The sequence below is a fragment of the Mangrovimonas sp. YM274 genome, from assembly GCF_030908385.1.
In the GTDB taxonomy this organism is placed as follows: Bacteria; Bacteroidota; Bacteroidia; order Flavobacteriales; family Flavobacteriaceae; genus Mangrovimonas_A.
In genome coordinates, this window is the sequence record NZ_CP133091.1 from 328,210 (window position 1) to 349,450 (window position 21,241).

Here is a 21,241-nt window from a genome sequence, read left to right on the forward strand (position 1 = left end):
GTCGTTAACCTTAAGAGGACACGAATAGTTGCTTTTCTCTAGAAACGGTAACCTATGCGTAAGTGTAAATTTCCAGCCAACTCGCTTTCGTCTCTAGAATAGCCTGCTGAGGAAGCAAAAATATAACGATAGCCAAGACCTATGCCTGTTTCAAAATTAAAATGTCTACCTAGGTTGCGTCTAATACCCCAAGTAGGGATAATAGAAACGTCACTAATAACCCTAACATTGTCATAGTTGGAAATTACAAACCAATCTGGGTGGTAGCTTCCTCTAAGAGATATAAAGTTACCGCTATTGCCATCAATATTTTTAGATTTATTGGATCTGCTATTGAGGTTGTAATACCACTTGGGTTCGATGGTAATTACAGGAGTCATTAAAAAGCCGGTTTTCTCATAATAGGTACCTCCCCAAATGCCGCTGTCAAATCCTAGTTCCGAACGAAAAACCAGACTGTTGGTAAGTTTGGCCTCATTATGTGCCCATACCCCAAAAAGTCCAATTTGAATGCCGTAAGTAGATTGTTCTACGCTTGTGTTTTGGGCGGTTGCCATAAAGCTCATGCCGCAAAGCATAGCGGCTAAAAAGAGGTGTTTCATGTTGGTTAAGTTCCTATTTTGGTTGAAATACTTGGCAACCAACACCAGGCCTCACAAACAATTCTTAAGTCGCCTAGGCAGGTTTGCTGTCTCAAAGATAGCTTTTTTTGCCAATTTCATCTTTTCTTAATTGCTTTTAAATGAGGAATCCACCTGCGTCAAAAAGGAACTTTCAAAAACTCCCAATAGAAATCGCCACCTTACTCTACATCCCTTTCACCAATGGGTTGTAGGTGTTTGGTATCGTAACCCGTAAAAAAGTAGGGGTAGTTGTCCCATGGCGATAGACCTTCCATTCTAGGGTCCTTGGTGTCTTTCAAATAGGCAAACAGCTCAGTTTGCAGTTCCTTGCATAGGTTGGCATACTCTGGTTGAGCGGCTAGGTTGTGCAATTGATAAGGGTCGTCTTTCACATTGTACAGCTCGGTGCCAGGGCGTTTCCCGGCAGCTAACTCATAAAATTGTTTCAAGGAATCTACCTCTTTGTTGGCAAGGATGTAATCACGGGATGGTCCAGCGTCGATATCGCCAACGTATCCTTGGTGCGGCGATAGAAAGTCTGGGTCGCCTGCAGGATATCTGTCTGGTTCAAAGTTTACCAGGTACAGCCAATCCCCTTTGCGGATGGTCCTTACAGGGTAAGGCATTCCGTCTGGGCGGCAGTAGGTGTGGCGTTCAAAAGCCGTAAACACGCGGTCTCTTTTAGCATCTATCTGTCCGCTTTTATTGGCAAGCATCACGTTTTTAAAACTGTTGCCGCTCATGCCTTCTGGGATTTCTATCCCGGCTACTTCCAATAGGGTTGGTGCAAAATCCGTAAAGCTGATGAAGTCTTCAATCTTTAGGCCCGACTTAATTTTATTGCCCCAAAAAATAGCCAAGGGCATATGTGTGCCATATTCATAGTTGGTGGCCTTGGCGCGAGGGAAAGGCATCCCGTTATCGGCGGTGGTAATAATGATGGTATTGTCCAGTTCGCCTGTTGCTTCCAGCATCTTGATCATTTTTCCTAAGTGGGAATCGAACCATTCAATCTCATAGTAATAATCGGCAATGTCACTACGCACGGCCTCACTATCTGGTAAAAATCCCGGTACCTGAATATTGGAAATGTCCTTACCGTTCTCGGCACCAATGCCCTGCTTGTAACCGCGGTGGGGCTCATTCCCGCCATACCAGAAAAAGAAAGGTTGTTCACTGTCCTTTTGAGCAAGGAAGGCTTTAAAATTCTCGGCATAGTCAATATCCGAAATGCCCTCTGGGGCCTTCATTTTAATAGCGTTATAGCCTTGGGCTATTGGTTGGGTTTGATAAGGCTCTTCAAGTTTGGAAGGGCCATAACCTTTACCGGTATAGCCGGTAGCATAGCCGTGTTGCTGCAATACCTGTGGAAAGGTCACGAACTTTTTCTGTAGGGCTCCAAACAGCAAGCCGCCTTCTTCAAGTTCCCAAATGTTCTTCCCTGTTAAAATAGAAGCTCTCGATGGCGAGCAGGAAGCCACATTGCAATAGGCATTTTGAAACATGATTCCGCTTTGGGCAATCCTATCCAAATTGGGCGTTTTAATTTCATTGGTGCCCTGTAACGAGGTGTGTACGTACGATTGGTCGTCCGAAATACAAAACAGGATGTTTGGTCTTTTCTCTTCTTTGGTCTGGCAGCTTGTTGCTAATGCTAGTACACCGAACAGTGACAAAAGGAATCCTAAATTACGGGAAGCTAAAAGTGTTTTGGGGAGATAGGTCATGCTTGTTAATTGAAAATCTTTAAAATAGACCCTATAATAGGGTGTTTGAAGCGCATTAACGCCTTGGTTGTTTGATCCCTCAAAGATACCCTTTTTTAGGTAAATGAAGCGGGTTAATGCCATAGCTCTAATTTACATGTGCCTTTAATAGGGGATTAAGGTGCTTAACGTCGATGATGGGAGGTGCCTGCTGTCTCTGTTCGTTCGTTTTGTGTCAAGCCAAAAGAGTGTTATCAACTATTTAGCTCCAAACTCACTTAACTAAAGGGCGTATGCTTTTATCCGCAATGTTCATTGTAATATGAAATGATGTCATAGACATGTTTCCTTTTGAGTTCTTTTGTTTCGATTTTTTGGATTAGGGAAGGACAGGAGTTGAAAAATTCTAAATGCTTTTTCTTGATTCTAATACCAATAGGAATAATTTCTTCGTCCATTTTTATAAAATGGTAAAATGCCGTTTGTGCTCTAGTATTAAAGAACGGCCCTCCAATAGTAGAGCTATTTGAGGTTGCAGGAATTGAATAAAAGGAATTATATCCTGTGTCGTCGTTATATAGGGTTATTTTTCCCTTGATTTTTTCATTTAAAAGTCTTGGCGGTTCATCACTATATACTTTTACATATTTTAGTCGTTTTCCTTTATAATCAAGGCCTTCAATGTCGCTATGGTCATAATAAATAACTGTAGAATCTTTAGCTTTCTTAAATTTTATACCTCCTTCATCGGTCATTGTTATTAACCCTTTGGAAAAAGTTCCATCGTTAAAGAATACGTTACCAGGAGCATATTGTGCATATGTAATTGTAAAGGATAAAATTGCGAATATGAAGAGAAGTTTTTTCATGGGATTGGAGGAAGGTGTCAATACAATATTTGGTTGGTTAAGTTTTGTGTTGCTACAAATCTAAAATATTTTCTTACAATTGAAAGTTATGCTAGAAACTGAAAGGGGGGCAAAAGGTTAAAGGTATTTTTTCGTCCTCATGTGAGACTTCGGGACCCAACCACTGAAACGGCCGTAAAATAAAAAGCTGTTTGAGGTTTTACGAGAGTAAAACCGAGTTCTTTTTATTTAGGGCTTAAAGTGTTGTTGGGTGAATAAGCACATGCAGACTTGATTTTTTGGCTCTTTTGTGTCAAGACAAAAGAGTGTTTTCAACTACGAAGCTCCAAACTCACCTTAATCGACTTACTAATTGGTGTATGACTCTTATCCGCAAACTGATCTATAGGAATCAAGGCATTGGTTTCTGGGAAATAAGCCGCTAAGTTTCCCTGTGGAATGTTATAGGCCACTACAATAAACCCATACACCTTGCGCTCCACACCGTTGTAATGGCTCATGATGTTCACCACATCGCGTTGGGCAAAGCCTGCTTGGTCCATATCCTTGGGGTTCATCAAGATCACACGGCGCTCGTTATGGATGCCACGGTAACGGTCGTCCAGCCCATAGATGGTCGTGTTGAACTGATCGTGTGAGCGAATGGTCATCAATAAGTATTCACCCTCGTCCAGCTCGTGTTTAGGCGCTTGTGTAATACTGAACTGGGCCCGTTGGTTGGGCAGTCTGCTAAAGTCTAAACGGCGTACATTGTTGGGTAGGTAATAGCCGCCATCTTTAGATTTGGTGTTCACATCTTTAAAGCCTTGGACCACTTGCCCTAATTTCTCACGTACCAAATCATAGTTAGACCCCAAAGAAAGCCAATCTACAGGATGGTTGCCTTGAAAATAAGCATGGGCAATACCTGAGACAATTTCAGGTTCGCTCTTTAAATGCGAGGAGGCAGGTGGCAACATACCTTTGGTTTGGTGTACCACACCCATACTGTTTTCCACGGTTAAATGACGACGTGAGTTGCCTTTCATGTCAATTTCCGAACGTCCCAAAGTAGGTAATATCAAGGCGGTTTGCCCTGTTATAAGATGGCTACGGTTCAACTTGGTACTGATCTGCACGGTGAGTTCACAGTGTTGCAGGGCTTCTGCTGTAAATTCGGTATCCGACGCTGCTGAAACAAAGTTACCGCCTAAGCCTATAAATACCTTGGCGTCTTTATTGTGCATGGCCTGAATGGCGTGTACTACATCATAACCCGACTTGGTGGGTGGGTCAAAATTGAAGGTGTCCTTTACGGCTTGGTTGTAGTTTTTGGATACATAGTGCATGATCCCTACGGTACGGTCACCTTGTACATTGCTGTGTCCACGTACGGGACAGGTGCCAGCACCGGGCTTGCCAAGACAGCCTTTCAACAGGAGCAGGTTGACGCATTCCTTAATGTTATCGACACCGTTTTTATGTTGTGTAAGGCCCATGGCCCAACAGATGATGATTTTGTTTGATTTGGCGAGGATGTTGACCACCTCGTCAATGAGGTGCGAAGGCACGCCACAGGCGTTCAGCAGGGCTGCTTCCGAATCGTTACCGAGGTTTTTGATAAAGGCATCATAACCGTGGGTGTAGGTCTTGATGAATTCATGATCAAATACCTGTTGCCCTTGTTGGTCCAAGGCGGCCAAACGTTTTTGGATGAGTTTTAGTAGGGCAATATCCTGGTTGATTTTCACTTGGAGGTGAATGTCGGTAAGGGCTACGCCACTTCCTAAAAGGCCATTCACTTCCTGTGGGTTTTTAAATCGGATCAGGCCGGCTTCTTCCAATGGGTTGACACTTATCACTGTGCCGCCATTGCTCTTGCATTTTTCAAGCGCCGACAACATACGTGGATGGTTGGTACCGGGATTCTGGCCAATAACCATCACCACTTCGGCTTTGTTAAAGTCTTCCAACGTCACCGAACCTTTGCCAATCCCTAAAGTTTCCGAAAGCCCAATCCCACTGGATTCGTGGCACATGTTGGAACAGTCGGGCATGTTGTTGGTGCCAAAAGCACGGGCAAACAGACCGTATAAAAAGGCCGCTTCGTTACTGGAGCGTCCGGAGGTGTAAAAAATGGCCTCGTCTGGATGTTGAAGGCTGTGTAATTGCTCGGCAATAAGGCTAAAGGCCTCGGCCCAAGAGATGGGTTCATAATGAATGCTATTGGGACGCAGTACCATAGGCTCCATTAAGCGGCCGCTGCGACCTATTTCATAGTCGGACCAACGTGAAAGTTCCTCCACCGAATATTTGCTGAAAAAGTCCCGGTCTACCTTTTTGGTGGTGGCCTCTTCGGCAAGGGCTTTGGCGCCATTTTCGCAGTATTCCCCAAGGCTGGAACGCTTTTCTGGATCGGGCCATGCGCAACCAGGGCAATCAAAACCACCTTTTTGGTTCATATGAGACAGGGTGCGCAAGCCGCGTACAATACCCATTTCCTTATAAACATGCTCAAAGGCAACCTTAATGGCAGGTGGGCCGGCGGCATATTGACCAGGCGTCGTGAGTTCTAGGCCTGTGAATTCTGGATTGCTATGTATGCTGATATCGCGCTTGCGTGATTTGCTCATGGGGTACAGTAATTAACCTCTTAAAAGGACTTGATTTGTAACAAAGGGATAAAATTACAATTTTTAAGGGGATGTGTTTTAATTTATCGCAAATTAACCGTATTTTTTATGTGAAATTCATAATGCCGTAACAACCATGAATATAGGGCGTTCGTGGTTTTTTTGTTGGGGCAGGGGTAAAATGATAGGATATATCATAATTTATATTATATTTGTGTAATCGATTACATAAAACAGAGATATGACACATTCAGAATTTAGGTATGCATCCCACCCAGTAGATGCTAGAACGTATGGAACAGAAGAATTACGCCAACATTTTTTAATCCCTAACTTATTCGTTAAGGATCAGATTAATTTGACGTATTCTATGTATGATAGGTACGTGGTTGGGGGAGCTATGCCTGTTGGTAAAGAATTGAAGTTGGAAACCATTCCTTACTTAAAGTCTGAAAACTTTTTGGACCGTAGGGAAATGGGGATTGTAAATGTGGGCGGTCGAGGAACCGTTACCGTAGATGGCGAAGTGTTTGAATTGGCTAAGAAGGAGGCGCTATACATTGGAAGAGAAACCAAGGATGTGGTGTTTGCTAGTGCCGAAGGAGAACGGGCCTTGTTCTATATCAATTCTGCACCGGCCCATACAAAATACCCAACCATGAAAGTTGGGAAGGAAAATGCCGAAGTTATTGAGTTGGGAGACGAGAAGTATGCTAACAAGCGCATCTTGAACAAATTGATCGTGAACAGCATTGTAAAAACTTGTCAATTGCAAATGGGATTGACCGAGTTATTGCCTGGGAATGTATGGAACACGATGCCTGCCCATACCCATACCAGACGTATGGAAGCTTATTTCTATTTCGATTTGGAAGAAGGGCAAACCATTAGTCACTTTATGGGAGAGCCAGAACATACACGCCACATTTTTATGGAAAGCAATCAGGCGGTATTGTCGCCAGAGTGGTCTATCCACTCCGGATCGGGAACGTCCAACTACTCCTTTATTTGGGGAATGGCTGGGGAGAACCTAGACTATGGCGATATGGATACCCGTACTCCTAACGAATTAAGATAGGCGCTATGACACTATTTGATTTAACGGGAAAAATTGCCTTGGTCACAGGAGGTACCCATGGTCTTGGAATGGCTATGGCAGAAGGACTGGCAGACGCAGGCGCGCAATTGATCATAACCAGTACTACACCAGCCAAATTGGAAGCAGCTCTTGAGCACTACCGAGGCAAGGGCTATCAAGCATCGGGCTATCTCTTTGATGTAACCGATGAAACCTTGGCGGCACAGATGGTGGAGCAAATGGTACAGGAACAGGGCGAGATAGACATCTTGGTGAACAACGCCGGGATCATTAAAAGAGAACCTGCGCTTACTATGAAAATAGATGAGTTCAGACGTGTGGTGGATGTAGACTTGGTTGGTGCCTTTATCATGGCGCAACTGGTGGGTAACCGCATGGTGAAGAACGGTGGTGGAAAGATCATCAATATCTGCTCCATGATGAGTGAATTGGGACGCAATACCGTAAGTGCCTATGCTGCCGCCAAAGGTGGTTTGAAGATGCTGACACGTAACCTTGCTACCGAATGGGCCAAATACAACATTCAAGTGAATGGGATTGGTCCTGGGTATTTTGCGACCTCGCAAACGGCACCTATCCGTGTGGATGGACACCCTTTCAATGAATTTATCATCAATAGGACCCCTTCTGCACGTTGGGGAAATCCTGAAGATTTAGCCGGAACCGCTGTGTTCTTGGCCTCTAGAGCTAGTGACTTTGTCAATGGCCAAATTGTATATGTGGATGGGGGAATCCTTGCAACCATTGGGAAACCGTCCAACGAAGATTAACAACAAACAAAAAAGGATATGTCATTTATACATGATAATTTTCTGTTAGAAACAAAGCAGGCCCAAGAGTTGTACCACAACTACGCGGCCAAAATGCCTATTATAGATTACCATTGCCATTTGCCACCGGCAGATATTGCCAATGATACCGTGTTTGAAAACATTACCAAGATTTGGATCAATGGCGACCATTATAAATGGCGCGCCATGCGTACCTTGGGTGTAGATGAAACCTACATTACAGGAAATGCTTCCGATAAGGAGAAGTTTGCGCATTGGGCCAAAACGGTGCCTTATACCATGCGAAACCCTTTGTACCATTGGACGCATTTGGAGTTGGCACGTTATTACGACGTATACGACCTGTTGAGTGAGAAGACTGCCGATGCTGTGTATGCAAAAACAGCAGAGTTGTTGAATTCGCCAGGCTATAGCTGCCAAAACTTGTTGAAGAAAATGAACGTGGAGGTGGTCTGTACTACTGAAGATCCAATAGATTCTTTGGATCACCACGCGAGATTGGCACAAAGCGATGCTACAGTGAAAATGAGCACCGCTTTTAGACCAGATAAGGCCATCATGATTGGCAGCGATGCCTTCAATGCCTATTTGGACAGTCTTGAAAATGTGGCCGAAATGGACATTCGTACTTATGACGATTTGAAAACGGCTTTGCGCAAACGTATCGACTATTTCCATGAACATGGTTGTCGTTTGTCAGACCATGGATTGAACCAAATTTCATTTGAACCTGCTACCGAAAGTGAGGTGAAAGCTATTTTCTCTAAAAAACGAGAAGGGAAAGCTTTGAGCCGCATCGAGGTACTTCAATTTGAAACAGCGATGTTGCTTTACTTGGCCGAAACCTATCACGAGTTAGGTTGGGTGCAACAGTACCACTTAGGAGCTTTAAGAAATAACAATACCCGTATGTTGGCACAATTGGGGCCAGACACCGGATGGGATTCTATTGGGGATTATTCCCAAGCAGAAACCTTGTCGAAGTTCTTAAATGCCTTGGATACTAAAGACAAATTGACCAAGACTATTTTGTACAACCTAAACCCTGCCGATAACGAGGTAATGGCTACCATGATTGGAAACTTCAATGATGGTACTATCAAAGGAAAAGTACAACTGGGCTCTGGTTGGTGGTTCTTGGACCAAAAGGACGGGATGGAAAAACAAATGAACGCCCTGTCCAATATGGGATTGATCAGTTGCTTTATTGGAATGTTAACCGATTCCAGAAGCTTTATGTCTTTCCCGCGCCATGAATACTTCCGTAGAGTGTTGTGCAACCTGTTTGGAAACGAAATGCACAGAGGCGAATTGCCAAACGATATGGAATGGATTGGCAAACTGGTGTCAGACATCAGTTATAACAATGCAAACGAATATTTTAAATTTTAATAAACTAATAAAAAACAATACATACCAATGAAAAAAGTAGTCACTTTTGGAGAGATTATGTTGCGCTTGGCGCCTCCAGGATTTTTGAGATTTTCACAAACCAATTCGTTTGATGTAGTGTACGGAGGAGGAGAATCCAATGTTGCTGTGTCGTTGGCAAATTATGGGGTTCCTGTAGATTTTGTGACCAGATTACCTAAAAACGATATTGGAGAATGTGCCCTTATGGAAATGCGTAAAAGAGGGGTGAATACACAAAACATCATCTTTGGTGGTGACCGTTTGGGAATCTACTTTTTGGAAACTGGAGCTGTATCCCGTGGTTCTAAAGTAGTGTATGACAGAGCGCATTCTGCCATTAGTGAAATCCAACCGGGAATGATCGATTGGGATGAGGTATTTGAAGGTGCAGGATGGTTCCATTGGACTGGGATTACACCAGCTATTTCCCAAAGTGCTGCCGATGTGTGCTTGGAAGCAGTAAAAGCAGCAAGTGCTAAGGGGATCACCATTTCAACCGATTTGAACTACCGTGCTAAATTATGGAAGTATTGTGATGCGGCCCATAGAGAAAAAATCATGACCGAATTGACGGCTTACTGTGATATCGTTCTAGGAAATGAAGAAGATGCAGAAATGCACTTTGGAATCAAGCCAGAAGGGATTTCAGTACAAACAGAAGGGCACAATGTGAAAGCAGAAGCCTTCTTGTCTGTATGTCAACAAATGATGGAGAAATTCCCTAAAGCCAAAAAAGTAATCACCACATTGAGAGGGTCTATTTCGGCATCCCACAACACATGGGCTGGGGTTTTATACGATGGTAAAACAATGTTTGAAACCCGTCAGTACCAAATCACTGATATTGTGGATCGCGTAGGTGGTGGAGATTCCTTTATGGGAGGTTTGATCTATGGATTGTTGGAATATCCAGAAGATGATCAAAACGCATTGGATTTTGCGGTAGCAGCGTCCTGCTTGAAGCACACTATTAAAGGTGATGCTAACTTGGTAACCATCGATGAGGTGAAAAAATTGATGGGAGGAGATGCTTCCGGAAGAGTAGCGAGATAATTCAATAGACAATTAATATTGGGTACATACATGTTGGGTTAGTCAAATTCCCAACATGTATTCCCATCTTCAATAGTAAACTAAAATGGCACAATATTCAAGACTAGAAGTGGCTAGTGTGATGAAAGAAACAGGGATGGTTCCTTTGTTTTTTCACAGAGATATAGAATTAAGCAAAAATGTATTAAAGGCTTGTTATGACGGGGGTGCCCGCTTAATGGAATTTACCTCAAGAGGGGATTTTGCCCACGAGGTGTTTGGGGAGTTGGTAAAATATGCCAATGCGAACCTACCGGGAATGATTTTGGGTGTAGGTTCTGTAACCGATGCTGCAGCAGCCTCATTGTATATGCAATTGGGAGCCAATTTTGTGGTAACTCCAGTATTGCGTGAAGATATCGCGGTGGTATGTAACCGTAGAAAAGTATTATGGTCTCCTGGATGTGGAACCTTGACTGAAATTGCACGTGCCGAAGAATTGGGCTGTGAAATTGTAAAATTGTTCCCAGGAGATATTTATGGACCTCAATTTGTGAAAGGTGTAAAGGGCCCTCAGCCTTGGACTTCCATCATGCCAACAGGAGGTGTGTCACCAACCGAAGAAAATTTAAAAGCTTGGTTTGATGCCGGTGTAACCTGTGTAGGAATGGGGTCGAAACTTATTTCTAAAGACATCTTAGCCAATAAAGATTTTAAAGGTTTGGAAGCTAAAGTTAAAGAGGCTTTGGACATTATTAAAAAAGTACAAAACAAATAGCATGCATCATAAACTAATTGTAGCCTTTTCCTTTTTGGGACTACTGCTTATGGGCTGTAGTGATCTTCAGGAACATCGCGTTATTAAATTGGGTCATGGTTTGGACGTGAACCATTCGGTACACAAGGCCATGGAAAAAATGGGTGAGGACCTGGCCCAAATTTCAGGAGGAAAAATGCAATTGGAAATATACCCCAGCCAACAATTGGGGACTGAAAGGGAATGTTTGGAACTGTTGCAAATTGGTAGTTTGGACATGACTAAAGTATCTTCTGGGGTGATGGAAAACTTCTCCCCAAATATGAAGGTGTTTGGAATTCCTTTCCTGTTCAGGGATCGTGCCCACTCATTTGAAGTATTGGACGGCCCTATTGGTAAACAATTGTTGGATGGGGGTACTAAATACTGGCTGAAAGGTTTGGCGTACTACGATGCAGGTAGCCGAAGCTTTTACACAAAGGATAAGCCTATTCACACGCCAGAGGATTTAAAGGGATTGAAGATTCGAGTTATGGAAAGTGTGACCGCCATTGATATGGTAAAAAGCCTTGGAGGTTCGCCGACGCCTATTTCTTGGGGGGAATTGTACACGTCATTGCAACAAGGGGTTGTAGATGGTGCAGAGAACAATCCGCCTAGTTTTTATCTCTCACGTCACTACGAAGTTTGTAAGTATTACAGTTTGGACGAGCATACGGCCCTACCAGACGTTTTGTTGATTGGAACGCACCTATGGGAGCGCCTTTCTGATCAAGAAAAGGAGTGGTTGCAGGAAGCTGTGGACAAATCGGTGGTATACCAACGTGAATTGTGGGCAGAAGCGGAAGCGGAAGCCTTGAGAGAGGTGCAAAAAGCAGGTGTGGAAATTATTAGACCGGACAAAACACTCTTTTCTGATAAGGTGCAAGGCATTTACGAGCAATACAAAAGCAATCCTGAAATGTATCGTTTAATCCAACAAATTAAGGAAACCGAATAATATGGTGCTTCGAGAAAAAATAGACAATGTGTTAAGCAAAGCGCTCATCATTATCATGAGCGTTATGGTGGTAAATGTACTGTGGCAGGTCTTTACCCGTTTTGTGGTGGGAACGCCCAGTTCCTTCACCGATGAGTTGGCCCGTTACTTAATGATTTGGTTAGGGGTTTTAGGGGCAGCTTATGTGTCCGGAAGAAATATGCACGTAGCCATTGATGTACTTCCTTCGCGAAGTAGTAGGCCTGTTCAAAGAAGGTTGCACTTATTGGTGTATGGCCTCATTATCTTGTTTGCTTTTGCAGCCATGGTTGTGGGCGGTATACGACTGGTGTATATCACCTTTTTGTTGGGCCAACATTCTCCAGCATTGCAAATTCCGTTGGCCTTCGTGTATATGGTGATTCCTTTAAGTGGCCTGCTCATTATTTATTACAAAGTTTCAGATATTAAAAAGACCTTATAATGGATATTATCCCAATATTAGTTTTAGTACTCAGTTTTGTTTGTTTTTTAGCTATTGGAGTACCGGTGGCTTGGAGTATTGCCATTTCGGCTTTATTGACCATGTTGGTAAGTATCCCTGCCATGCCTGCTTTTACGACTATTTCACAGCGTATAGGAACAGGTTTGGATAGTTTTGCCCTGTTGGCAATTCCCTTTTTTGTCCTCTCGGGGCAGCTCATGAATAAGGGAGGCATCGCCCATAGGCTCATTGCCTTTGCCAAAACGTTGGTAGGGGCATTACCTGGAGGCTTGGCCTTGATCAATGTTATTGGTGCCATGTTGATGGGAGCTATCGCAGGATCGGCGATGGCATCGGCTTCGGCTATGGGGAGCATCTTAGGGCCAGAAATGGAAAAGGAAGGCTATTCCAAAGAATTTGGTGCAGCGGTAAACATTACCTCTGCTACCACGGGATTGGTAATTCCACCAAGTAATGTATTGATTGTTTACTCACTTGCCAGTGGCGGTGTGTCTATTGCAGCCTTGTTTTTGGCGGGGTATATTCCTGGAATTTTAACAGGGTTGTTCTTGATGATTGTCGCCTCCTTTTGGGCCAAAAAGAAAAAATATAAGCTTGGAAAACGCAGTTCTTTAAGAGAAGTATTTAAAACCTTTATCGTAGCGGTGCCTAGTCTGTTTTTATTGGTAGTGGTTATTGGGGGGATTGTTTCTGGGATATTCACAGCAACGGAGGCTTCGGCAATCGCGGTGCTGTACACCTTACTTCTAGGGTTCTATTACAAGGAAATTTCCTTTAAAAGCTTACCGAGCATTTTATTGGATTCTTCCGCAACTACAGCAATTGTAATGTTGCTTATCGGAACTTCCATGAGTATGTCTTGGGTACTTTCCTATGAAAGTATTCCGCAGAACATAAGTTCGGTATTGCTTGGTATTAGCGATAACCCAATCATCATTTTATTGATCATTAACCTCCTCCTATTGTTTGTGGGAGTGTTTATGGATATGACGCCAGCGGTATTGATTTTTACCCCCATCTTTTTACCGGTTGTAATCAAGTTGGGAATGGATCCTGTGCATTTTGGAATTATCATGGTATTGAACCTTTGTGTGGGGCTTTGTACGCCTCCAGTAGGATCGGTGCTGTTTGTGGGGGTTGGTGTTGCTAAAACTACAATCGAAAAAGTAATCAAGCCTTTAGTGCCTTTGTTTTTGGCAATGATATTGGCCTTGTTCTTGGTAACCTATTTCCCACAATTATCATTGTGGTTACCAAGTTTATTTGACCTTTAATTATTAGAATTACGAACGAAGAATTTCATAGAATGAAAACATTAAATAGAGAAAACCTAGGCATAAACGAGCAACTGCCAATCAAGGTGGTGCAATTTGGAGAAGGAAACTTTTTGAGGGCTTTTGTGGATTATGCCATTCAGGAGCTGAACAAAAACTCAGGTTTCAATGGAGGTGTTGCCGTGGTGCAGCCTATTGAACACGGGATGGTGAATATGCTTAATGATCAAGATGGCCTGTACAACTTGTTTATGAATGGGGTTAAGAAAGGAGAGGAAATTCGCGATAGGGAATTGGTAACCTCTATTGTAAAAGGCATTAATCCTTATACCGATTTTGATCAGTATTTGGCCTTGGCCAAGGAAGACAGTTTGGAATTTGTTATTTCCAATACTACCGAAGCCGGTATCGCGTATGATGCCAATGATACTTTAGAGATGCAACCGCAAAAGTCTTTCCCAGGAAAACTGACGGCTTTATTATACCACAGATTCCAACATTTCAATGGCGATGCTGGAAAAGGATTGACGATTATTCCATGTGAGTTGATCAATTATAATTCGGATACGCTTAAAGAGATTATTTTAAGATATGTTGAGGAATGGGAATTGGGAGATGCCTTTAAGCAGTGGATTGAAGAGCATAATAGTTTCCATAATACCTTGGTAGATAGAATTGTCCCTGGGTATCCAAAAGATGAAATCGAGAGTTATAATGCCCTATTGGATTATAAAGATAATTTGATTGTAACGGCAGAAACCTTTTTCCTTTGGGTTATTGAAGGAGGGGAAGAGCTGAAGAAGAAATTGCCATTTGAAAAGACAGGTTTGGATGTGAAGATTGTAGACAACATGCAACCGTACAGAACACGAAAAGTACGCATCCTGAATGGGGCGCATACCGCTTTGGTGCCGTTGTCTATTCTCTATGGAAACGAGACTGTAAAACAGTCGGTAGACGATGCCTTTACGGGATCATTTTTGAATGCAGCGGTGTTTGAAGAGATCATTCCAACCTTGGATATGGACAAAGCAGAATTGGAGACTTTTGCCGATGAAGTGTTCGATAGGTTTAGAAATCCGTTTATCAAGCATTTGTTGTCCAGTATCGCTTTGAATTCGGTATCGAAATTTAAAGTGCGCGTATTGCCAAGCCTTTTAGAATATGTGACGGAAAAGCAAACGTTGCCAAAGCATTTAACTTATGCTATGGCCTGTTTGATTCAATTTTACAAAGGACAATGGAAAGAAATGACATTGCCTGTGAATGATAGTGAGGACGTGGTAGCAGAGTTCAACCGCATATGGGCGTTGCCAAATCTTGATGAGGTAGGCAAGGAAACCTTGGGGAATGTTGCGTTTTGGGGAGAAGATTTAAATAAGGTAGAAGGCCTGACGGCGGCCATTACGTTAGCTTTACAGGAAATAGAGACTAAAGGTATTGAACAGGGACTTAAAGAGTTTAAAGACAAAATTTAAGCATTATGCAAGAGAAATTAATTAAGGTTCATCCGTCGGATAATGTGGCCGTAGCATTGATAGATTTGAATGCAGGTGAGGAGGTGACCTTTGAGGGAAACACTATCAAAGTGATTTCTAATGTAAAGGCAAAGCATAAAATAGCGCTTTCCAATTTTGATACGAATGACCGTATCATTATGTATGGTGTATTGGTTGGAAAAAGCAATCAGCCTATAGCGTTGGGCGAAGTGCTTACCACTGAAAATGTAACGCACCAAAGTGAAAAAGTATATAAGAAAACGGGTGATATTGGTTGGTCGGTTCCTGAAGTTGATAAGTGGAAAGACAGAACATTTATGGGCTACCACAGGGAAGATGGGCAAGTAGGAACCGAAAACGTATGGTTGTTTTTCCCTTTGGTATTCTGTGAAAACAGAAATATCGAAAAGCTTAAGGAGGTTTTTGAAAAGGAACTTTTACAACAGCAAGTAAGTCAACAGCAGTTGCTATTAAGGGCTTTAGTGAATGGAGAAGAAGGGGAGGAAAGTCAACTAAAAAATGCGACTTCCAACCGCGTATTTGACAATATTGAAGTGAAATTTATCACCCATGCCGGTGGTTGTGGAGGTATTCGTCAGGATTCTGAAAGTTTGGCGAGACTGTTGGCAGGCTATGTGAACAATCCTAATGTTGCCGGTGCTACGGTGTTGAGTTTGGGCTGTCAAAATCTCCAGATTCAGATATTTAAGGATGCGTTGGAAGCCATCAATCCGAATAATAAAAAGCCGGTTCAAATATTTGAACAACAGCAAATGGGTACGGTAGATGACATGTTATCCACAATTATCAAAGAATCTTTTGCGGGCATAAAAGAAGCTAATAACATTAAAAGACAACCAGCACCGCTTTCTAAATTGAAAGTTGGTTTGGAATGTGGTGGCTCCGATGGGTTTTCAGGTATTTCTGCCAACCCAACACTAGGATATACCTCTGATATGTTGGTGGCTTTGGGAGGTACTGCTATTCTTGCCGAATTCCCGGAATTATGTGGGGTAGAGCAGGAATTGGTAAATAGATGTGTTGAAGAAGAATCAGCGAATAAGTTTCTGGAGTTGATGCAAGCTTTTGAAAAGTCGGTGGTAGATGCAGGCTCAGGATTTGATATGAACCCTTCACCGGGGAACATTAAGGACGGCTTGATTACCGATGCGATGAAATCGGCTGGGGCGGCTAAAAAAGGAGGAACTTCACCTATTGTGGATGTTCTGGATTATGGTGAATACATTCATAAAGCAGGATTGAATTTGTTGTGTACACCAGGAAATGATGTAGAGAGTACGACTGCTTTGGTCGGTTCTGGGGCTAATTTGGTATTGTTTACCACAGGTTTGGGAACACCCACAGGAAATCCTATCGCGCCAATTGTAAAAGTGTCTTCCAACACAGAATTGGCAACCAAAATGCCGGACATTATTGATGTGGATACAGGTGCTGTAATACGTGGAGAAAAGTCCATTGCCGAAATGGCCGATGAGATGCTGGAATACATTGTAGCAGTAGCCAGTGGAGAGGTGAAAACCAAAGCGCAGTTGCTCAATCAAAACGATTTTATACCCTGGAAAAGAGGGGTGTCTCTATAATATTAATTTAATTATTTACCTGATATGAGGAAGTTTAGTTTTCAATTACTTGTATTGTCTTTAGTTTTGATTGCCGTTGGGTGTAGTAGTGATTCCTCGGATGATGAGGAGATTCAAGTTACTTCAATAACTATTCTTGGCGAAACGATAACAGATGGATTAAGTAGTCAATTATCTGTACAAATTGTGCCTTCAAATGCTACAGAAACCTCGGTGGCTTGGTCTGTTTCAGATCCTTCAATAGCTACGATTTCCAATAATGGTTTATTGTCGGCTGTGTCTAATGGATCTGTTACTGTTAAGGCAACTGCTCAAGATGGTTCAGGTGTTTTTGGAGAACGTTCATTTAGCATATCAGGAGTAGGCGCTGGTCCAGTGATTATGGTTGAAACCAGTCAGGAGATTATCGAAGCTATTTTAACTGCTTCTGCAGGAGATATTATTTACATTAAGGGAGGTGAGTATGAATTTGCATCTACTATTAATATGTCGGCAGATGGAAGCTCAGGGAATACCATTGTTTTCATGGGGGATCCTGAAGATGCTACACGTCCACAATTTAATTTCTCTGCAATGTCTGAAAACTCAAGTAACAGGGGGATACAACTTTCTGGTGATTTTTGGGATATTAAAGGGATAGATGTTTTTGGAGCAGGGGACAATGGCATGTATATTTCAGGGGATAATAACTTGATAGAGTTCTGTACCTTCAGTGAGAATGCCGACTCGGGGTTACAAATTTCAGGAGGCGGAAGTAATAACACCATACTAAATTGCGATTCCTTTTACAATGCTGATTCTACACTTGAAAATGCCGATGGTTTTGCATGTAAGCTAACAGCTGGAACAGGCAATAAATTCATAGGATGTAGAGCTTGGCAGAATTTGGATGATGGTTGGGACGGTTATTTGCGGGATAATGATAATATTACCACCTATTATGAAAATTGTTGGGCCTTTAAAAATGGTTACTTAATGGATGGTAGTGCTGGAGTTGGCGATGGTAACGGTTTTAAAACAGGAGGTAGCGATGACAAAACCTTAAAGCATCATGGCGTTTATAAAAACTGTATTGCTGCTGGAAATATTTATGATGGTTTTGATCATAATAGTAATAGGGGAGATATAGAATTGTATAACTGTTCGGCTTACAACAATGGACGTAATATCAATTTTAGTAGTACCAACATTGCTAACTTCTTATTAATAAAAAATTCATTGTCATTTGAAGGGATTAATTCTGATTCATATTCTGCTACACAAACGGATATTTCCAATAATGGATGGCAATCTGGATTGACTACAGATGCTTCGGATTTTGTGAGTTTGGATATAGATCTTTTGGCATCTCCAAGAAATTCAGATGGCAGTTTGCCAGATATTGATTTCTTAAAACTATCATCAGGTAGTGACTTAATTGATCAAGGCGTTGATGTTGGCTTACCATTTTTAGGAGCAGCTCCAGATATAGGTGCTTTTGAATATCAAGACTAGGAGTGTCCTCCTTAGTGTTTGTCAATAAGACTATTGGTGTATACCTCTATATTGGAATATTTAGAGTCTAAAGAGCTTAAATGCGAGTCTTTTAAGCTGTAGTTTAAGCCATTTTGAAGTTCCCAATCATCTGGAATACCATCACCATCGCTGTCTTTTGGACCTTTTTGGTAAGGGAAACTAGGCCAAGCGCCCACGTTGTTTTGTGAATCAATAATTCCATTGTCGTAGGAGGCATTTCCGTTAATTACATTCTCAATAATCCTAAGGTCTACAGCATCTTTATGCAAACTCGCTCCGGCTTGCTTTAAGACTAATTCCATAGCTTTTTGTGCTGTATTAGTGGTTACATTGTTTACTATGCTAACAGGTTCTTCTAATTTTGCTTGAATAGGGTTTTCGCATTGCACTCCACCGTTCCAGTTGTTTTGTGAGATTGTGTCATAGCCGTACACATAATTTCCATGGACATAGAATTGACCATAGGGTAAGGAAGGGCTAACGATTCGGTCTAGTTTTGAGGAGGTCGTAGCTGGGCCAGATTTAAAATAATTGTTAACGATATTGTACTGTCCTTTTTCGCCACCATAGATACTGTTTTCGCCCCAATTGTAAATGACATTATTTCTAAAATCCACAAATTCATTCTCCGAGTTTTTAGTGGTTTTAGAGCCGCTAAACCTAGGGTTTCTACTATTGTTATGAGCTAATAGGTTATGATGAAAAGACGCCTTGACACCGCCCCAAATGCCGCCATATCCATGAGCGCCTTTGTGGTGTACAGAGCGATTAAGAGCTTCTGAAACAATACTCCATTGAAAGGTGAAATTAGTATTGTTATAAAAGGATGCGTTTTCGTCGGTTCCCCAGCTAATCGAACAGTGGTCTATGATTACGTTATCAGTATCTCTGCAGCCTAGGGCATCCCCTTCAATTTCATGAATATCACCCATTCTAAACCTAAGATACCTTACAATGACGTTATCAGCCTTAATGGTAACAGGGTATCCTTTAATAGTGATCCCATCGCCTGGAGCGGTTTGGCCCAAAATGCTTAAGCTCCCTTTGTTTATATCTAACTTTCTTTTTAATTCAATAGTTCCAGACACTGCAAAAACAATGATACGTGGCCCATCTTTTAAGATGCCTTTCCTAAGACTTCCCTCTCCGTCATCATTGAGGTTGGTTACTACGTAAACCAATCCCCCTCTACCTCCTGAGGCATATTTACCAAAACCTTCGGCTGTAGGAAATGCCAAATTTTGTGATACAGAAATACCGTAAAAGCTTAAAAATATTATGTAAACGAAAGAATGTTTTAAAAGACTCATGGGTTATGAAATTAAAAAAAAAGAGGAGTGATTGTATATTCACCCCTCTCTTTATTACTAATTTAAGATAATTTACTGTTTTATTGATGCCAGCGAGGGTCCCCAATATTATAATCAATAATAGATTGGGTACTCACAGAGAAATCTCCGTTAACAGGATCTGCAAATCCTGGATCTACAGTGGTATACGTAGTAGAGTCATCATATCTCGCAACAGACGAATCATATAATGTTGGTGCATTGAAATAGTTGTTGTCTGCAAAGGTAATACTCTCATCTGTAGCACTATTATCTGAATATCCTTCTACCTCGGTGTCTGTTATTAGATTATTGGTAGAAGTAATATCGTTGTCAGCAAATCTTACATAAAAGATTCTTCTGCTAGAAGAATTGGAGCAAGCATATAAGGTACAATTAGATAAGTTGATGTTACAGGTTAATCCTGTGCCATTAGAATCTCCAGCGGCATCCACTCTAAAGAAATCTCTACCTGGAGCACAATTGTTGAAGGTGCTGGTGTTAACATTGATGTTTAACACATCAGAGTTTCTAAAATCTATGAAGTCACCTCCACTAGTCATAACATTAGTTACAATACAGTTTTCAACTGTAAGTGAATTCAAAATAGCACCTGTTTCGTTTCCAGCAACAAAGGATCTGTCATAGTCATGAATATTACAACCGCTAATGGTTAAGTTGTCAAAACTACCAGCTCCGGTGTATCTTACCACATCTATTTGTTCATTGGCAGCGTCACCTGTAAGGTCTAAGTCGATTAGATTAACATCGGTAGCACCACCAACTATAGAAAAGCTCAACATTAATAAAGGTTTGTCGAAGCTATAAAGTCCTGTAATGGTAATAGATTTGTCTAAAGTAACAGAACCTGACTGAGCTGTATAGTCTCCAGCATCCAATACTAAGGTTGCTCCAGGCTCGGCATCTGCGATCATTTGCAGTAAATCATCATCTGTCGTTACCAATTGGCCATCGCCGATATCGATCCCTGTGGTGAAAGTGGTGTTACCGCGCACAGTAGTATTATTAAATATCTGTGCAGTATACTCCGTTTCACCTGTAAGACCTGTGACTACGGCAATTCCAGTTGCCATTTCTTCAGGCGTGATGTCATGAACGATATCACCTGGCTGAAGTGCTATATGGGTTACCTCGCTATTCGCGAACCAGCGTAATGTGGCTTCGGTTGCTAAAATATCTCCCGGTTCCTCAGGAAGGAATAGCTGTTCGGTTTCTGTTAGAGCAGTAATGGTAGCATAGTTAGAGTCGGCTAATCCTCTATTACTGATTGCTTTTACACGAATGTAATAAAGTGTTTCTGCTTCTAGTGGAATCAAAACAGGGAGTTCCTCAGAATTCACGGTTACTGTTTCTACAATTGGGCTAAAGTTTTCATTTTTACTAACTTCAACTTGATATGTGTCAACATTTTCATCGGTATCCCAATTAAGTTCAATATTTACTTGGTTTCTGATGAAAGCCTCCAATTCGGTAGGCATGAATTCTCTGTCAATTTGTAATTCTTCAATCAATGGTTCTTGCTTGGTACAACTAGCTACCGAAGCCAGTATTACCATGAGCACGAAGAATGATTTTAATATATGTGTTGTTTTCATAGTGTATTGTTTCTTGTTAGTT

At 41.9% G+C, this 21,241-nt stretch carries 17 protein-coding genes; 11 read left to right on the forward strand and 6 right to left on the reverse strand.

What is annotated here, in order from left to right; genetic code table 11:
* Positions 1-38: 38 nt before the first annotated feature.
* From RBH95_RS01485 to RBH95_RS01500, 4 genes are all read right to left on the reverse strand, one after another.
* Complete coding sequence (locus RBH95_RS01485; RefSeq protein ID WP_307900972.1) at positions 39-602, reverse strand: hypothetical protein; 564 nt, start codon at positions 600-602, stop codon at positions 39-41.
* A 200-nt stretch (positions 603-802) separates the two neighbouring features.
* Positions 803-2,473: a sulfatase gene (locus RBH95_RS01490; RefSeq protein ID WP_307900973.1), complete on the reverse strand. Its 1,671-nt coding sequence runs from the start codon at positions 2,471-2,473 to the stop codon at positions 803-805.
* A 155-nt stretch (positions 2,474-2,628) separates the two neighbouring features.
* Entirely contained in the window at positions 2,629-3,198 is a 570-nt protein-coding gene (locus RBH95_RS01495) for a hypothetical protein (RefSeq protein WP_307900974.1), read from the reverse strand.
* A gap of 311 nt (positions 3,199-3,509) precedes the next feature.
* Positions 3,510-5,810: an FdhF/YdeP family oxidoreductase gene (locus RBH95_RS01500; RefSeq protein WP_307900975.1), complete on the reverse strand. Its 2,301-nt coding sequence runs from the start codon at positions 5,808-5,810 to the stop codon at positions 3,510-3,512.
* A gap of 241 nt (positions 5,811-6,051) precedes the next feature.
* Here RBH95_RS01500 and kduI point away from each other — a divergent pair, with 241 nt between their 5' ends.
* The 11 genes from kduI (at position 6,052) to RBH95_RS01555 (ending at position 18,254) form a co-directional block, all read left to right on the forward strand.
* Positions 6,052-6,888, forward strand: a complete 837-nt coding sequence (gene kduI / locus RBH95_RS01505) for a 5-dehydro-4-deoxy-D-glucuronate isomerase (protein WP_307900976.1) — start codon at positions 6,052-6,054, stop codon at positions 6,886-6,888.
* Between the two features lie 5 nt (positions 6,889-6,893).
* Positions 6,894-7,679 (forward strand): gluconate 5-dehydrogenase, encoded by a 786-nt coding sequence (locus tag RBH95_RS01510; RefSeq protein WP_053976679.1) that lies wholly within the window; start codon positions 6,894-6,896, stop codon positions 7,677-7,679.
* A gap of 18 nt (positions 7,680-7,697) precedes the next feature.
* The gene (gene uxaC / locus RBH95_RS01515) at positions 7,698-9,092 is read left to right on the forward strand and encodes a glucuronate isomerase (protein WP_307900977.1); all 1,395 of its coding nucleotides are present in this window, start codon (positions 7,698-7,700) and stop codon (positions 9,090-9,092) included.
* Positions 9,093-9,119: 27 nt separating this feature from the next.
* The gene (locus RBH95_RS01520) at positions 9,120-10,166 is read left to right on the forward strand and encodes a sugar kinase (RefSeq protein WP_307900978.1); all 1,047 of its coding nucleotides are present in this window, start codon (positions 9,120-9,122) and stop codon (positions 10,164-10,166) included.
* A gap of 85 nt (positions 10,167-10,251) precedes the next feature.
* Positions 10,252-10,923, forward strand: a complete 672-nt coding sequence (locus RBH95_RS01525; RefSeq protein WP_307900979.1) for a bifunctional 4-hydroxy-2-oxoglutarate aldolase/2-dehydro-3-deoxy-phosphogluconate aldolase — start codon at positions 10,252-10,254, stop codon at positions 10,921-10,923.
* Between the two features lies 1 nt (position 10,924).
* On the forward strand, positions 10,925-11,902 hold the full coding sequence (locus RBH95_RS01530) for a TRAP transporter substrate-binding protein (RefSeq protein WP_053976683.1): 978 nt from the start codon (positions 10,925-10,927) through the stop codon (positions 11,900-11,902).
* A 1-nt stretch (position 11,903) separates the two neighbouring features.
* Positions 11,904-12,365, forward strand: coding sequence for a TRAP transporter small permease (locus RBH95_RS01535; protein ID WP_307900980.1), 462 nt, complete (start codon positions 11,904-11,906; stop codon positions 12,363-12,365).
* Positions 12,365-13,660, forward strand: a complete 1,296-nt coding sequence (locus RBH95_RS01540; protein ID WP_307900981.1) for a TRAP transporter large permease — start codon at positions 12,365-12,367, stop codon at positions 13,658-13,660. Before RBH95_RS01535 ends, RBH95_RS01540 begins: the two co-directional genes overlap by 1 nt.
* Positions 13,661-13,692: 32 nt before the next feature.
* Positions 13,693-15,138 (forward strand): tagaturonate reductase, encoded by a 1,446-nt coding sequence (locus RBH95_RS01545; protein WP_307900982.1) that lies wholly within the window; start codon positions 13,693-13,695, stop codon positions 15,136-15,138.
* Between the two features lie 5 nt (positions 15,139-15,143).
* Positions 15,144-16,760: a UxaA family hydrolase gene (locus RBH95_RS01550; protein ID WP_307900983.1), complete on the forward strand. Its 1,617-nt coding sequence runs from the start codon at positions 15,144-15,146 to the stop codon at positions 16,758-16,760.
* A gap of 24 nt (positions 16,761-16,784) precedes the next feature.
* Complete coding sequence (locus RBH95_RS01555) at positions 16,785-18,254, forward strand: Ig-like domain-containing protein (protein ID WP_307900984.1); 1,470 nt, start codon at positions 16,785-16,787, stop codon at positions 18,252-18,254.
* A gap of 11 nt (positions 18,255-18,265) precedes the next feature.
* Here RBH95_RS01555 and RBH95_RS01560 read toward each other — a convergent pair whose 3' ends face one another.
* Positions 18,266-19,585 carry a pectate lyase gene (locus RBH95_RS01560; RefSeq protein WP_307900985.1) on the reverse strand — a complete coding sequence of 440 codons (1,320 nt, stop codon included), beginning with the start codon at positions 19,583-19,585 and terminating at the stop codon, positions 18,266-18,268.
* 80 nt (positions 19,586-19,665) lie between these two features.
* Positions 19,666-21,219: a DUF5123 domain-containing protein gene (locus RBH95_RS01565; RefSeq protein ID WP_307900986.1), complete on the reverse strand. Its 1,554-nt coding sequence runs from the start codon at positions 21,217-21,219 to the stop codon at positions 19,666-19,668.
* Positions 21,220-21,241 lie beyond the last annotated feature (22 nt).